At 46.1% G+C, this 14988-nt stretch carries 11 protein-coding genes; 7 read left to right on the top strand and 4 right to left on the bottom strand.

Annotated features, from left to right (window positions below; all coding sequences use genetic code 11):
• Positions 1 to 118 precede the first annotated feature (118 nt).
• The 3 genes from MTBPR1_RS07735 (at position 119) to MTBPR1_RS07725 (ending at position 5293) form a co-directional block, all read left to right on the top strand.
• Entirely contained in the window at positions 119 to 1375 is a 1257-nt protein-coding gene (locus MTBPR1_RS07735; protein WP_069187002.1) for a diguanylate cyclase, read from the top strand.
• 69 nt (positions 1376 to 1444) lie between these two features.
• A complete protein-coding gene (locus tag MTBPR1_RS07730) occupies positions 1445 to 2494 on the top strand; it encodes a polysaccharide deacetylase family protein (protein ID WP_069187001.1) in 1050 nt (349 codons plus the stop codon).
• A gap of 18 nt (positions 2495 to 2512) precedes the next feature.
• Positions 2513 to 5293, top strand: a complete 2781-nt coding sequence (locus tag MTBPR1_RS07725) for a [protein-PII] uridylyltransferase (RefSeq protein WP_069187000.1) — start codon at positions 2513 to 2515, stop codon at positions 5291 to 5293.
• Positions 5294 to 5300: 7 nt separating this feature from the next.
• Here MTBPR1_RS07725 and MTBPR1_RS07720 read toward each other — a convergent pair whose 3' ends face one another.
• Positions 5301 to 5873: a uracil-DNA glycosylase family protein gene (locus MTBPR1_RS07720; RefSeq protein WP_069186999.1), complete on the bottom strand. Its 573-nt coding sequence runs from the start codon at positions 5871 to 5873 to the stop codon at positions 5301 to 5303.
• Positions 5873 to 6598 carry a Sir2 family NAD+-dependent deacetylase gene (gene cobB / locus MTBPR1_RS07715; protein ID WP_069186998.1) on the bottom strand — a complete coding sequence of 242 codons (726 nt, stop codon included), beginning with the start codon at positions 6596 to 6598 and terminating at the stop codon, positions 5873 to 5875. The genes MTBPR1_RS07720 and cobB overlap by 1 nt, the downstream gene beginning before the upstream one ends.
• Positions 6599 to 6661: 63 nt before the next feature.
• Between cobB and MTBPR1_RS07710 the strand changes: the two genes are divergently transcribed.
• Entirely contained in the window at positions 6662 to 7135 is a 474-nt protein-coding gene (locus MTBPR1_RS07710) for a low molecular weight protein-tyrosine-phosphatase (protein ID WP_069186997.1), read from the top strand.
• 6 nt (positions 7136 to 7141) lie between these two features.
• Here MTBPR1_RS07710 and MTBPR1_RS07705 read toward each other — a convergent pair whose 3' ends face one another.
• Positions 7142 to 9331 carry a PAS-domain containing protein gene (locus MTBPR1_RS07705; protein WP_069186996.1) on the bottom strand — a complete coding sequence of 730 codons (2190 nt, stop codon included), beginning with the start codon at positions 9329 to 9331 and terminating at the stop codon, positions 7142 to 7144.
• A 205-nt stretch (positions 9332 to 9536) separates the two neighbouring features.
• Between MTBPR1_RS07705 and MTBPR1_RS07700 the strand changes: the two genes are divergently transcribed.
• From MTBPR1_RS07700 to typA, 3 genes are all read left to right on the top strand, one after another.
• Positions 9537 to 10532: an adenosine kinase gene (locus MTBPR1_RS07700; protein WP_069186995.1), complete on the top strand. Its 996-nt coding sequence runs from the start codon at positions 9537 to 9539 to the stop codon at positions 10530 to 10532.
• A 114-nt stretch (positions 10533 to 10646) separates the two neighbouring features.
• Complete coding sequence (locus MTBPR1_RS07695; protein WP_069186994.1) at positions 10647 to 11201, top strand: hypothetical protein; 555 nt, start codon at positions 10647 to 10649, stop codon at positions 11199 to 11201.
• Between the two features lie 119 nt (positions 11202 to 11320).
• Positions 11321 to 13144, top strand: coding sequence for a translational GTPase TypA (gene typA, locus MTBPR1_RS07690; protein WP_069186993.1), 1824 nt, complete (start codon positions 11321 to 11323; stop codon positions 13142 to 13144).
• 57 nt (positions 13145 to 13201) lie between these two features.
• Here the strand turns inward: typA and MTBPR1_RS07685 are convergent, their stop codons facing one another.
• Positions 13202 to 14896 carry a hybrid sensor histidine kinase/response regulator gene (locus MTBPR1_RS07685; protein ID WP_069186992.1) on the bottom strand — a complete coding sequence of 565 codons (1695 nt, stop codon included), beginning with the start codon at positions 14894 to 14896 and terminating at the stop codon, positions 13202 to 13204.
• Positions 14897 to 14988 lie beyond the last annotated feature (92 nt).

Here is a 14988-nt window from a genome sequence, read left to right as displayed (position 1 = left end):
TAGTGGTGTCATCTACTATATATGGGGTAGGAATTTGCCATTTTCCAGAGGGGTGAAATTAGGTTATGATAAGAACTTGGACTGTAATTTATAAAAATAACAATAAAGTATAATCTTCATGAACATTTTACTGGTCGAAAGCTCACGAACCGTTGCTTTCATGGTTATGGCAGAATTGTCAAAAACTGTGGATGCAGAAATCAACTGGGCGCAAACCACAGAACAGGCTTTGATGTTTATTGAGGAAAATGGCATTGGCTTTTATAAATTTGCCATTTCAGGTTTGACCCTGTCAGATTCCATTAAAGGCGATATCATTGAAAAAGTGACGGAATATCAAATTCCGACGATTATTTTTACCGCCAGTTTTGATCTGATGGTGCGCGAAAAATTGCTAAAAATCCCCGGTGTGGTGGATTATGTGGTCAAAGAAAGCCCATCGGCTTTTCGCTATCTTTCCAATCTGGTTTATCGTTTAACAGAAAATAAAAAACTTAAGGCTTTGGTGGTTGAAGAAGTCAGATCGGTGCGCCTTTATATTACCGAGCTTTTGCGCCAATATGAATTTAGTGTTTTAGAAGCATCAAGTGGCGAAGAAGCCCTTAAAACCATTGAAGAAAATGAAGATATTCATTTAGTTGTAACCGATTATGCCATGTCGCCTATGGATGGGTTTGAGCTCACAAAACGAATTAGAAATACACATAGCAAAGAAGAAATCGCCATTATCGGTCTTTCAGAAAGCAATGAGCAGGCCCTATCTGCACGCTTTATTAAAACCGGGGCCAATGACTTTTTGATCAAACCCTTTCAGCCAGAAGAATTTTTCTGTCGTGTCACACAGAATATTGAGTTGATTGAAAAAACGCAGAAATTGGTTGATGGCGCGATGAAGGACTTTTTAACCGGGGTCTATAATCGACGTTATTTCCTTGATCAAGGGACGGAAAACCTTGAGCGTATGGCCTATGAGGGCAAAAACGTCTGGGTCTCTATTCTTGATATTGACCATTTCAAAAGTGTAAATGATATGTTTGGTCATGATGTGGGGGATGAGGTGCTGCAATCGGTTTCAAAACAGCTGCAAGAAAGCACGAGACAAAGCGATGTACTGGCACGCCTGGGCGGTGAAGAGTTCGGTATTATTTTTGAAGATATTGAGCTTAAGAACTTGGAAAGATTACTAGAACGCATTCGCGCCCGTATTGAAATGCGCCCTTATAAATCGCTTAAAGAGAGAAGAAATATCACCGCAAGTTTCGGCTGTGTCAAATTACGCAAAGGTGAAAATTTGGGTGATGGTTTGAAACGGGCGGATCAGCTTTTGTATCAAGCCAAGGAAACAGGCCGCAATAAGGTGATTATTGGCGAATAATCCCTTGCCCTTTCCCAAAGTTATTGGGATATTAGGGGTTTAGATATCGATCTTGCGGAAAAAAGATAAATGAATACCAGTCGATTTTGGGCGCAACGACTTAATAAAGTTGCTGCGTTTGGCCTTGCCGTTTTGTCGGCTTTTCCCCTTTATGCTCAAGAAACACCAAAAACATCAGCAAGTGTGGTCATGTATCACCGCTTTGGGGAAAGCGATTATCCGGCAACCAATATCACCATGGAACAGTTTGAAACTCATATAAATGAGATTAAAACGGGTGGGTATGAGGTGTTGCCTTTGCCTGAACTGGTTGAAAAACTTAAATTTGGTCAGCCTTTAGCGGATAAAACGCTCAGCATCACCATTGATGATGGCTATGCCAGTATTTATGAGAAAGCCTATCCAAAATTTAAAGAAGCAGGCATTCCCTTTACCATTTTCATTTCAACTGATGCTATTGATCGTGGTTATGCGCGTCATTTAAACTGGAAACAGATTAAGGAGATGGCAGCTGATCCGCTGGTTTATATTGGGGCTCACACCGCAAGCCATATGCATATGGCCGCGGCCTCTCAATCGCGCATTGGTGATGAGATGCAGCGATCCTTGAAACGTTTTGATGAAAAAATCGGCTATCGTCCCGAGATTTTTGCCTATCCTTACGGGGAAGCCAGCTTAAAAGCCATGTCTGTGGTGCGTGGTTTTGGCATGAAAGCCGCCTTTGGCCAGCATAGCGGGGCGGTGGGCTCAGGTGATGATCTTTATTATCTGCCACGTTTTGCCCTGAACGAAAAATACGGTGATATCAAACGCTTTCAGATGGTGTCAAAAGCCAAATCCCTGCATGTGAGTGAGCTTGGGCCAAAAGATATGACCATTGCCAAGCGCAACCCACCCATGATCGGCTTTACCGTGGCTGAAGAAGTTGGCAGCCTTGATCCGCTGGCTTGTTTTGCCGCCCATGAAGGTAAAGTACGTGTGGAACGTTTGTGGGAGCGCCGCGTTGAAGTGCGCATGGAAAAACCCCTGCCTGTTGGGCGCACAAGATTAAACTGTACCATGCCTGCGGGCGATGGGCGCTGGCGTTGGTTTGGGCGTCTTTTCTATGTTGCGCCGTAATTTATTGAAACGAGACCTATGGTTAAAATCGTAAAACAAAAAGACATTATTGATCGCAAGGCCCTTTGGGCAGAATTGGAAGATATGGCGGGTTGGTCCGGTTATTCTTCTAAAATGCAAAAAGATGTGCTCAAGCTCTTTAAAGAGGTTTTGGCGTCGGGGCGAACAGAGATCAAAACCCGTTTTGAGACGAAAAAAGCCAATGGGATTGTGACGTTTCATAATTATGCTTTTTTGATCGATCAGATCGTGCGCACTCTTTATGATTTTACCACCAAATATGTCTATGCCATTCATACACCGACAAAGGCTGAGCAATTTTGTGTGGCTGCTGTTGGGGGCTATGGGCGCTCAGAAATGGCACCGCAATCTGATATCGATCTGTTGTTCTTGCTGCCTTACAAACAAACGCCAAAAGTAGAGCAAGCCGTTGAATATATGCTCTATTTATTGTGGGATTTAGGGCTGAAGGTGGGCCATTCCACGCGCAATATTGATGAATGTATCAAAATGGCGAAAGATGATTTAACCATTCAGACCGCTTTGCTTGATGGGCGCTATTTATGGGGCAATCAGGAGCTATTTGAAGACTTCCAGACCCGCTTTAAAGAAAAAGTAGTGGCAGGTTCCGGTCGCCAGTTTGTGGATGCGAAATTAGATGAGCGCGATGAGCGCCACCAGCGTATGGGCGATACCCGCTATGTGGTGGAACCCAACCTAAAAGAAGGTAAAGGCGGTTTGCGCGATCTTCAAACCCTTTACTGGATTGGTAAATATATCTATGGGGTTGAGCGCTGGCGCGAACTGGTTGATCATGACGTTATTACAGAAGATGATGCCAAAGCCTTTAAAAAATCGGTCAATTTCCTTTTTTCCGTGCGGTGTGCGCTTCATTATCTCACCAATCGCCCACAAGAAAACCTGAGCTTTGATGTACAAGGCCAGCTGGCTGAAACATTGGGCTATCATGACCGTGGTAATACACGCGGCGTTGAGCGTTTCATGAAACACTATTACCTGACGGCAAAAACCGTTGGGGATTTAACGCGAAACTTGTGTGCGGTGCTGGATGAACAGCATAAAAAGCAGCAACAGCGTTTTGCCATGTTGACCAATTTCTTTAAACGTAATGTCGATGGTTTTGGCGTGGATTCCGGTCGTTTAAGGCTGGATAAAGAAGATGCGGTTGTTGAAAACCCGCTTTTGATGTTTAAGCTGTTTCAGGTTGCCCAAGATCATGATCTGGATATCCATCCCTTTGCGTTGAAACAAATCCGCAATAACTTAAAACTGATTAAAGGCAAATGGCGCAAAGACCCTGAAGTTAATCAGATGTTTATGGATATGCTGACATCTGAGAAAAAACCCCAGCGCGTGTTGCGCCTTATGGGGGAAGTCGGGCTTTTGGGCCAGTTTATCCCCGATTTTGCTCGTGTTACCGCCCAGATGCAGTATGACATGTACCATACCTATACGGTGGATGAGCATACCATTAAGGCCATTGGTGAGCTTAACCACATTGAAACCGGCCAAACTAAAGAAGAGCTACCTGTGAGCTGTGGGGCAATTTCTGAAGTCTTATCACGTCGCGCCCTTTATATGGCTGTTTTGCTTCATGATATTGCCAAGGGACGCGGGGGCGATCATAGCGAGCTTGGCGCTGAAGTTGCCATGACACTTTGTCCGCGTTTGGGCCTAAATATCGAAGAAACCGAAACGGTGGCTTGGCTTGTGAAACATCACTTAACCATGTCCCATGTGGCCTTTAAGCGTGATCTTGAAGATCCGAACCTGATTAAGAAATTCTGCGCGATTATTCAATCCCCAGAACGTCTGCGTCTTTTATTGATCCTGACCGTATGTGATATTCGCGCGGTGGGTCCAGATGTGTGGAATGGCTGGAAAGGTAACCTGTTGCGCGTACTTTATGCACGCGCTATGGAGGTTCTTACTGGCGGTGAGGCAGCGGCAGGCGGTGTTCAAGCCCGTGTGGAATATAAGCAAGAGGCTTTCTCTGAGACTATTAAGGGCTGGTCGCAGGATGAAATTGCCGATTATGTGGCCTTGGGCAATGCGGGCTATTGGCTGAGCTTTGAAACCGAGGTGCAGGTGCGCCATGCAGAGCTCACTAAACGCGCGCTTAATGAAGAAGGTGCGGTCCATATCCATGTGGAACATGACACCTTTAACAATGTCTCAGAAATTTCCATTTATGCAGCCGATCACCCGGGGCTGTTTTCGGTGATTGCCGGGGCCATGGCCTTGACCAATGGCTCAATTGTAGATGCTAAGATCGCCACTTTATCAAACGGGATGGCGTTGGATACATTTTCAGTCCAAGACCATAGTGGGGAAGCCTTTGATTCTGAAACAAAAATCAAACGTTTGGCAGACCGTATTGATAAGGCCTTAAAAGGTGAGATTTATCCGGCAAACGAGCTTGAAAAAGTCACGACAAATACCCTGAAATCGCGCCGCGATGTCTTTACCGTGCCACCGCGTGTGTTGATTGATAATAAGGTCTCTAACGCCTTTACGGTAATTGAGGTCAATGGGCGTGATCGTTTGGGCTTTTTATATGATGTAACGCGTACCTTGTCTGATTTGGGCCTGCAAATTAACTCCAGCCATATTTCGACTTATGGGGAGCGCGCAGTTGATGTGTTTTATGTCAAAGACGTCTTTGGCCTGAAGGTCAATACGGAAAGCAAGCTGGACTCGATCAAGTCTAAATTGCTCGATACCATTACTGAAGAGAATTATCATCAACCCAAGAAGCGTAAGAAAAAAGCCGGATAAGGTGTTTTTAGAGCAAGTCTTTCACGATCTTGCGTAAATTTGGCACCAGCTCAGCCTCAAACCAGGGGTTTTTCTTAATCAGATTGGTGACGCGCCAACTGGGGTGTGGTAGGGGCAGATAGCCTTTTTCCAGATAGTCTGACCAGTTTTTCACGGTCTCTGTCATGGTTTTCTTTTTGCTTTTGCCAAGATAATGGTTCTGCGCGTAAGAGCCGACCAATAAGGTCAGCTTGATATTATCAAGTTCTTTTAAGACCTTATCATGCCAAGCCGGCGCGCATTCAGGCCGTGGAGGGAGATCACCGCCTTTTTCCACGCGCCCGGGATAACATAGGCCCATGGGCATGATGGCGATGCGGGACTCATCATAAAATATGTCTTTATCCAGATGGAGCCAGTCGCGCAAACGCTCCCCACTTGCATCATTCCAGGGGATGCCACTTTCATGGACTTTGGTGCCCGGGGCTTGCCCGATGATGAGGATTTTGGCTGATTTTTGCGCCCGAATAATCGGCCTTGGCCCAAGGGGCAGGTCTTTACATAAGGTGCAGGCACGGATGTTATCTAAGAGTTTTTGCATTACCTTTTTAACAACTCATCCACATAACGCGGAACCACTTCACTGGCGGGACCATAGAGGGTCTGGGCAAATTGTGTCGCCCCGTTTGAGGGATCAAGATTAAGCTCAACCGTATGGCAGCCGCCCATCTGGGTGACAGCTTGGACAAAACCTGCGGCGGGATAGACATTGCCGGAGGTCCCGATGGACATAAAGAGGTCGCAATCCTCTAATGCTTCATAAATTTCTTCCATCTGAAGCGGGATTTCACCAAACCAGACCACATGGGGGCGCAATCCCCCTGATTGATCACACTCAGGGCAGGGGGTTTCTATATGAAGCTCTTGTTCCCATTGGTGCATGGACCCACAGTGATTACAGCGAATTTTCAGCAGCTCACCATGCATATGGATGATATTTTGAGAGCCTGCCAGCTCATGCAGATTATCAATATTTTGTGTGACGATGAGGACGCGACCGGGCCAGTCGCGCTCTAGCTTTGCCAAGGCAAGATGGCCGGGATTGGGCTGGGGCTTTTCATCAACCAATTGGCTGCGTCGCGCATTATAAAAATCCTGCACCATTTTGGGGTTGCGCATAAAGGCTTCAGGGGTGGCAACATCTTCTAGGTCAACTTTGGACCAGATGCCGTCTTTACAACGAAATGTCTCAAGACCGGATTCACGCGAAATGCCTGCTCCGGTTAAAATGACAATTGTGCCTTCTTTATCAATCTTCACATTCATGGTTGCCCCTTTGGCTCGTTGACTTCTATAGTATGAGAAAATGACAACAGGGAAAAGTCCAACGTGGTTAAAGTCTTATTTGTATGCCTTGGTAATATCTGTCGCTCTCCAACAGCTGAAGGAGTGTTTCGCGAGCTTGTGTCCCAAAAAGGCCTAAAAAGCCAAATTGTGACCGACTCCGCAGGAACCGGGGATTGGCATGTGGGTAAAGCCCCTGACAGCCGTGCTCAGAAAGCGGCAGAAGCGCGTGGGTATGATCTTTCAGATTTACGTGGGCGTCAGGCCAAATCAAAAGATTTTATGGACTATGATTATGTCTTAGCCATGGACCATAACAATTATGCCGATCTGCAAACAATTTGCCCGTCTGGTTATGAAGAGCGTTTGCATATGTTTTTATCTTTTGACCCGGACAGCCCTGAAGTCGAAGTACCAGACCCCTATTTTGGCGGGCCAGCAGGGTTTGATTATGTGCTTGATCTGGTTGAAGAAGCCTCAGAAGGCCTGTTAAAAGATATTCAAACAAAGCACCTTTAAAAAAGATCAACAAACCTTGTTGCGGCCTTCTCTTTTGGCGCGATGAAGGGCTTTATCTGCGCGTTGCAAGATATCTTCGATACGGTCTTCCATGACACTGTCAAACATGGCAACGCCAATAGATACGGTGAGTTCAATTTTCTCACCATGATCACTAAACTCAATTTGTTCAACGGCCTTGCGGATGCGCTCAGCCAGAACAAAGGCCCCTTCCCTGCTGGTTTCCGGTAGGAAAATAGAAAACTCTTCTCCGCCCAGACGGCCCATGACATCAATATCGCGCAAGAGCTTGCGACAGGAGTGTGAAAAGGCTTTTAGCGCTTTATCGCCAACAGAATGACCAAAACGGTCATTGATGTTTTTGAAATGGTCCAGATCAAGCAACAGTAAGGAAAGTGGATTGCCATTTCGTTGGCAGCGTTTAATTTCGCGCTCAAACAAGGTGGTAAAATGGCGTCGATTGTTAATTTCGGTGAGCGGATCGGTATTTGCCAGTTTGCGCAAACGCGAGGCCATGCGTTTATGTTCGGTAATATCCACATAAGTGGAGATAAAGCCAAACGGTTCCCCATCAATATGAAGCGGTTTGCCCGTGACTTGTAAGGTCTTGCCATCAGGGCGGGTGCGTTCAAACTTATGGGGTTCAAACTTAAGTGAGGCTTGAATGCGCATTTTGATATGTTGTTCAGGATCACCTGGGCCATATTCGCCGCGCTCTGCATTATAGCGGATCAAATCCTCATACTGCATGACGGGCTTTTTGAATTTATCGGGAAATTCCAACAGGTCAAAAAAGGCATTATTCCAAAAGATGATATCTAGGTTTTCATCAATCACCGTAACGCCGTAATCAAGGTTTTGTAACAGGGCGCGCAGGTATCCTGATGTTCTTTTGGCTTCGGCTTCAGCTTTTTTGCGCTCAGTAATATCAGTATAGGTGGTGATGAGCCCTTCTTCGACCCAAACACCACGTATTTCAAGGATGGTGCCGTCAGGGCGGGTGCGCTCAAACACATGATCAATGCGTTTTTGAGTATTTTCAATCAGCTTATTAAGGACTTCATCGGGGTCTTTATCACCATATTCACCGCGCGCAGCATTAAATTTGACCAGTTCATCAAGCTTTGGCATGCCGTTTTTAAAGAGGCTATTTGGAAATTCCAAAATTTTTTTCACCATCTCGTTACAGAGCAAAAGGTTGCGGTTATTGTCAAAAAGGGTCACGCCGCTTGGCAGGTTATCCACAATGGTTTGGAAACGTTGTGTATCTTTTTTGCGGCGATATAAAAGATAAAAAGCCAATAATGCAATTAAAGTGACAAAAGAAAGGGCAGACCCATTAATTAATGCATGGTTTTTAATAGGTGTGAGTTCAGAAAGCAGCCAAATCTGCCAATCATATTCTTTAATATCTATTTTTTGGACAAAATAGTTCACATGATTAATAGAATGGGCTTGGTACTGTCCATAATACTGATCAGAGGATTTGTGGTTAAGGGGTTGGATTTTATTGATGGGATACTGGCGGGTGCGCGAAATATACAGGCGGTCTTTGGCCGAAATAGTGGTCAGTGACTTTAATTGATAAGTCTCGTTTGAGCTGAGGAAAATCACACCGCGTTGATCGCTGATGAGGAAGTCACTTTGTATATTATGGGCAAAAGTGGAAATATTATCTAAATCCACCTTAATCACAAGCACGCCCATAAGTTCCCCTGAGGGGTTGTAAAGTGCATGAGAGATATAAAAGCCAAGCTTGTTTGAGGTCACCCCAATGGCGAGAAATGTCCCGGTTGATTTTGTCACAGCCGCTTTAAAATAGGGGCGAAAAGAATAGTTTTTGCCAATGAAACTGTTGGATTGGTCAAAGTTACTGGCTGCAACGGTCAGGCCATTTTTATTCATCAAATAAACCGCAGAAGTGTTCATCTTTTCATTGGTTTTTTTAAGGATGCTGTTGGACAGTAAAATATCTTTTGGTAAGGCCTTTGTTTTAAGCGCACTCACTAAAATGGGGTTTTGCGATAAAATGCTGCCGACCAGATCAATCTGGTCTAATTCGCTCAGCAAATATTCTTTATAGAAAAGGGCTTGTTTTTTAAGGTCATTATTGACCTTTTCTGCTTCAATAGTTCCGGCTTTTTGCGCACCAAACCAGCCAATGGCAATGACAAAAGCCAAAGTAAATGACGCCAATAATAGATTTCTAATAGAGTTCGCCAATACCAACGTTACCTGTTTCCACTCGTCCCAATTGATTATTAATTATTTTATTAAGATTAGAATAACCTATGGAGACAGAGTTACAACTCAAAAAGGCGGTAATTCCTGCTTGTTGTCTGGCATTAAGCCTCTATACTGAGGCAAATTTTCCAACGATTTTAAAGATAAAGGACACGCTATGTCTGATACAGATTTTGACGTTATCGGGATTGGTAATGCGATTGTGGATGTGTTGAGTCATTCTGATGATGCATTTTTAACCCAGCATGGCCTTACAAAAGGCTCTATGGCGCTGATTGATGCTGCGCAAGCTGATCACCTTTATGGCGAAATGGGCCCGGGTGTTGAATGTTCTGGCGGCTCTGCGGCCAATACCATTGCCTGTTTGGCAAACTTGGGCGCAAAAAGTGCCTTTATCGGTAAAGTAAAAGATGATGGTCTGGGCAAAATCTTTGATCATGATATCAAGGCCGCTGGCGTTGATTTTTCATCCAAGCATGAAACAGATGGGCCAAGCACGGCGCGTTGCCTGATCTTGGTAACAGATGATGCCCAACGCACCATGAATACTTTCTTGGGTGCCTGTGTAAACCTCACTCCAGATGATATTGACCCGGATTATATCGCACGCGGGGCGGTAACGTACCTTGAGGGCTATCTTTGGGACCCAGACCATGCCAAAGAAGCTTTTCTAAAAGCCTCTATGGCGGCTCATAAAGCAGATCGTCAAGTCTCACTGAGCCTATCTGATGCGTTTTGTGTGGATCGTCACCGCAAATCTTTCCAAGACCTTGTGGAACATCATGTTGATATCCTGTTTGCCAATGAAGATGAAATTATGGCGCTTTATGAGGTTGATACCTTTGATGCGGCCCTTCAGTGTGTGCGCGATAAATGTTCTGTTGCAGCCCTCACACGTGGGGATAAAGGCTCAGTCGTGATTGCGGGCAATGAAATCCATGTGGTAGATGCGGAAAAAGTCGATCATGTGGTGGATACCACAGGTGCGGGCGATGCTTATGCAGCGGGTTTCCTCTTTGGCTATACACAAAACTTCGATATGGGCACCTGTGCGCGTTTGGGTTCTGTCTGTTCAGCTGAAATCATCAGCCATTACGGTGCCCGCCCAGAAGCCGATCTGGCTGATCTCGCGGGTGCTGCGCTGGAAAGCTAAATGATACCTTTGTAACAAGGTGTTACAAAATGATAGATCACAGCAATCTTGCTGTTACAGTCTGCTTATAAAGTCTCCCCAATTGAATGTTCACTCTTCTTGGGGAGATTTTTTATGACCAGTACCACAGTTGATCAAACAGCCCTTGGACCAAGGGCGCAAAATATCACGAAAGCTCAGTCTTTTTTACAGCGTTATGCCACTGTTGCGACCATTGCGACCTCATTGGTGGTGGGCACCAGCGGTGTCATGCTGTTTTTCCATCTGGGCGAAAGCGCGGTGAAAGGCTTGCATGAATGGGTCGGCATGGGCTTTGTGCTTGCCGCCCTTCTCCATGGCGTGCGCCATCTTAAAGCGATGGGTAAATTACTCACCAAAACACGCACCAAGCTGGCCTTGGGTCTTATGATGTTGGTGAGCCTTGGTTTTATCATGGGTGCAGTTTTTAATCCCAATGGCGGCAACCCGTTTAAACAATATGTGAAAATCTCACAAAGCGCGCCCATTTCTGCGCTGGCACCTGTTGTGGGGATGAGTTCTGAAACCTTGATGGCAAAATTTAAAGCCGCAGGTGTTGAAAATATTCAGCTTAAGCAGTCTTTGCGCGATGTTGCGCAAAGCTCAGGGGTGGAACTGCATGAACTATTTGGCCTTTTGGTGAAGAAGTAAGGTTGGTTGTGGGTTTTGCAGAGACTTTTTTGTGAGAGAACGCCATAGTTCTTGCTGTTTTCTCAATAAAGCGTATAGTCCGCCCCAAATTTAGGATTCTTCCAGACAGGACTAATTTCATGGAACTTCGCAATATCGCGATTATCGCACACGTTGACCACGGCAAAACGACTTTGGTTGACGAACTTATGAAACAAAGCGGACAATTCCGTGAAAACCAGCATGTTGAAGAACGTGTCATGGACTCCGGCGATATCGAGAAAGAACGCGGTATCACGATTTTGGCGAAATGTACCTCTGTTGAATGGAAAGATGTGCGCATCAATATCGTTGATACACCGGGTCACGCCGATTTCGGCGGTGAGGTTGAGCGTATCCTATCTATGGTAGATGGTGTTGTTTTGTTGGTGGATGCCGCAGAAGGCCCTATGCCACAAACCAAGTTCGTGACAGGTAAAGCCTTGAAACTGGGCCTAAAGCCCATCGTTGTCGTCAATAAGGCAGATCGCCCTGATGCGCGCCCTTATGAAGTACAAGACGAATGTTTCGATTTGTTTACAGCCCTTGATGCCAATGACGAACAGCTTGATTTCCCAACTTTGTTTGCCTCTGGTAAAAACGGTTGGGCTGCGGAAACACCAGATGGTGATCGCACGGACCTGACGCCATTATATGACTTGATCCTTGAACATGTAAAAGAGCCTGTATGTGAATTGGAAAAACCCTTTTCCATGTTGGCAACGACCCTTGAGTCTGACCCATTCTTGGGCCGTATTCTCACAGGCCGTGTGCAAACAGGGACCTTTAAGGTAAACCAAAACCTGAAAGCCATGACAGCTGATGGTGAAGTGATTGAACAAGCCCGTATCACTAAGCTTCTCTCGTTTCGCGGTGTGGACCGTGTGCCAGTTGAAGAAGCTCACGCAGGTGATATTGTTGCCGTTGCCGGTCTGACCAAGGCAAACGTTGCAGATACATTATGCGCGCCGGAACTTGAAGTTCCGCTTAAAGCCCAGCCGATTGATCCACCAACATTGGCCATGACATTCTCTGTCAACAACTCACCACTTGCAGGCCAAGAAGGCTCAAAAGTAACTTCACGTATGATCCGTGATCGCTTGTTGGCTGAAGCTGAAGGTAACGTTGCCATTACGGTTTCTGAAACTGAAAATGCCGATAGCTTTGAAGTTGCTGGTCGTGGTGAATTGCAGTTGGGTGTAATCATTGAAACCATGCGCCGCGAAGGTTTTGAGCTGGGGATTTCACGTCCTCGCGTTCTAATTCAGGAAGACCCTGAAACAGGTGAAAAGCTTGAGCCGTTTGAAGAAGTTCAAATCGATGTGGATGAAGAATTCTCCGGTATCGTTGTGGAAAGCCTTGCCATTCGGAAAGGTAAAATGACGGAAATGCGCCCTTCTGGTGGGGGTAAAACCCGCCTGACTTTCCATGCCCCAGCACGTGGCCTGATCGGTTATCATGGTGAATTTCTCACAGAAACACGCGGTACAGGCATTATGGCGCGTACATTCCACCATTTTGGTGCTTATGCAGGTGCCATTCCGGGTCGTCGCAATGGGGTACTTATTTCCATGGTTGATGGCGCGGCAGTTGGTTATGCATTGGCAAACCTTGAAGGCCGTGGCCCGCTGTTTGTCAGCCCACAAACAAAGATTTATCAAGGCATGATCATTGGCGAACACGCAAAAGGCACTGACCTTGAAGTAAACGCCATGAAAGCCAAGCAACTGACCAACCACCGTGCTTCTGGTAAGGATGATGCCATTCGTTTGACACCACCTCGCCCGATCACGTTAGAAGATGCGATTGCCTATATTCAAGATGATGAGCTGGTAGAGGTTACACCAGAAAGCATTCGCCTGCGTAAATTCCACCTTGACCCACATGTGCGCAAACGCGCAGAACGTGCGGTCAGTGAATTATAAGCGATCAGTTATATCGTTATGGAAAAGGCCCGGTTTTGACCGGGCTTTTTTTTGAGCTTAACTTGTGAGATTTTGAATTTCATCTTGGATCAGTGCCTTAAACTCATCAGGCGCGGGTGGGTCTTGGATGGTTTTACAGTTATGTTTTGCCGCGCTGAGCATCTTATCGGTATTGAGGTCCTGTATGAGGATGAGCGCAGCGCAGTTATGTTTCCACACACTGCGCAAACGCTCAGCGGCTTCACAGCCTGTCATCTCATTGGGGAAACGCTCAGGACAAATGATAAGTTGGGGTCTGATTTGCAGGTTCTGGGCTTCTTCATAAGACTGAAAAGCAAGCACGCGATATTCCCATTGGCGGATTTGCACGGCGGTTTCTTCTAGAACATCCACAAACGGGTTAATCAAAACAACAAGAGGCCGCCTGCGATTGGACTGGGCTGAATTTTTAGGTGTTTGGCTGGGGATATGGGCTTTGTGGAGGGGAACCTCCACACTAAAAACAGAGCCCGCACCGGGCAGGGAGCTGACACTCAGATTATGGCCTAACACACGCGCTAAGCGATCAGCAATGGCAAGCCCTAAGCCTTGACCGCCACTGGATTTTCGCCCGGGATTATCCAGTTGATGAAATTCTTCAAAAATATCGCGAAATTTCTCAGGGGGAATACCAGGGCCGTTATCCAACACAGAAATCACCACGGAGTCGGCGCGCCTACGACAGCCAATAAGGATTTTACCGTCACTCACATGCTGGACCGCGTTGGAAACAAGGTTTGAGACAATGCGCTGGAAGTAAATGGGATCACTGGTCACCCGTAAAGATGATGGCACGATTTGAAATTCCAGCCCTTTTTCTTTGGCACTGTTTTCAAAGGTGCGGCTGAGGTGATCAAAAATATTACTGAGCGAAATGGCCGTGTGATTGGGTTTTACCCCACCGCTTTCAAGCTTTGATACATCCATCAGGGAATTGAGCAAACGGGTGAGGTTTTCAACGCTATGGGTGGCGGTTTCTAAGGACTGATAGGCCGCATCAATATCCTGTTTTGAAGGGGTCTCATCTAATAGGCGCGCTTCAGCAGCAGCTAAAGACATGGTGATGGCATGAAGGGGTTGGCGCAAATCATGGCTGGCGGTGGCAAGAAAGGTTGTTTTGGCGCGAAGAACTGCGTTGGCTTTATAGGTCAGCTGGATTTTATCGCCCATCAACTGATTGAATTTACGCCCAACGGCATAAAGGTAAGCTGCATAAAGTAACCCGATGAGCCCAAGGGCAAGGCCGGGCAGGCCATAAAACATCCATGTAAAACACATGGGCAGCAATAAAATGACCATTGAGGTGAGCCAAAGCCGAAAGACACCGGATATGGATAAAAGCTGCGCAGTGGGTGCGGTGGCAAGAAAAATCGAGATAATAACGCGCGAGATATCATCAAGATGGACAAAGCTGAAAAGCGGAAAAATCCCCCATAAAAGGGAGCCGGGCAGCACACTGATAAAAAGGGCGTTTTTCCAAAATCGATAACTTTGTTGATCAATCCGTTTTGCCCGGTAAAAAGAAAAAGCAATACGCGAGGTTTGCGCAATGAGCATCAAGGCCAGCCACGGCAGCAGATTTGGCAGGGGAATCTTATTCCAAAAGGCATAACTAAACAGACAGGCCGCACAGATGGAAAAGACACCTGTGGGGATAGCCCCTTTATAGGCTTGATCCAGAAGCTCGTTTAATGTTTCGCGGCGCCACTGCATGGTATTGATCTAAAACCCTTTTCATTTTGTTAAAGAGTGTGCCTGACAAAAAGCCAAGAGACAATTATATATTCGTGGCAATGAAATCTTGA

Source organism: Candidatus Terasakiella magnetica, assembly GCF_900093605.1.
GTDB classification, from domain to species: Bacteria; Pseudomonadota; Alphaproteobacteria; order Rhodospirillales; family Terasakiellaceae; genus Terasakiella; species Terasakiella magnetica.
Note: the sequence above shows the minus strand (reverse complement) of the source record. Positions and strands in the feature narration are given on the sequence as shown.

Excerpts from the sequence above, each read along its gene's own strand:
- MTBPR1_RS07735 (WP_069187002.1), top strand. The coding sequence starts at position 119 with ATGAACATTTTACTGGTCGAAAGCTCACGAACCGTTGCTTTCATGGTT.
- MTBPR1_RS07730 (WP_069187001.1), top strand. The coding sequence starts at position 1,445 with ATGAATACCAGTCGATTTTGGGCGCAACGACTTAATAAAGTTGCTGCG.
- MTBPR1_RS07725 (WP_069187000.1), top strand. The coding sequence starts at position 2,513 with ATGGTTAAAATCGTAAAACAAAAAGACATTATTGATCGCAAGGCCCTT.
- MTBPR1_RS07720 (WP_069186999.1), bottom strand. The coding sequence starts at position 5,873 with ATGCAAAAACTCTTAGATAACATCCGTGCCTGCACCTTATGTAAAGAC.
- cobB (WP_069186998.1), bottom strand. The coding sequence starts at position 6,598 with ATGAATGTGAAGATTGATAAAGAAGGCACAATTGTCATTTTAACCGGA.
- MTBPR1_RS07700 (WP_069186995.1), top strand. The coding sequence starts at position 9,537 with ATGTCTGATACAGATTTTGACGTTATCGGGATTGGTAATGCGATTGTG.
- MTBPR1_RS07695 (WP_069186994.1), top strand. The coding sequence starts at position 10,647 with ATGACCAGTACCACAGTTGATCAAACAGCCCTTGGACCAAGGGCGCAA.
- typA (WP_069186993.1), top strand. The coding sequence starts at position 11,321 with ATGGAACTTCGCAATATCGCGATTATCGCACACGTTGACCACGGCAAA.
- MTBPR1_RS07685 (WP_069186992.1), bottom strand. The coding sequence starts at position 14,896 with ATGCAGTGGCGCCGCGAAACATTAAACGAGCTTCTGGATCAAGCCTAT.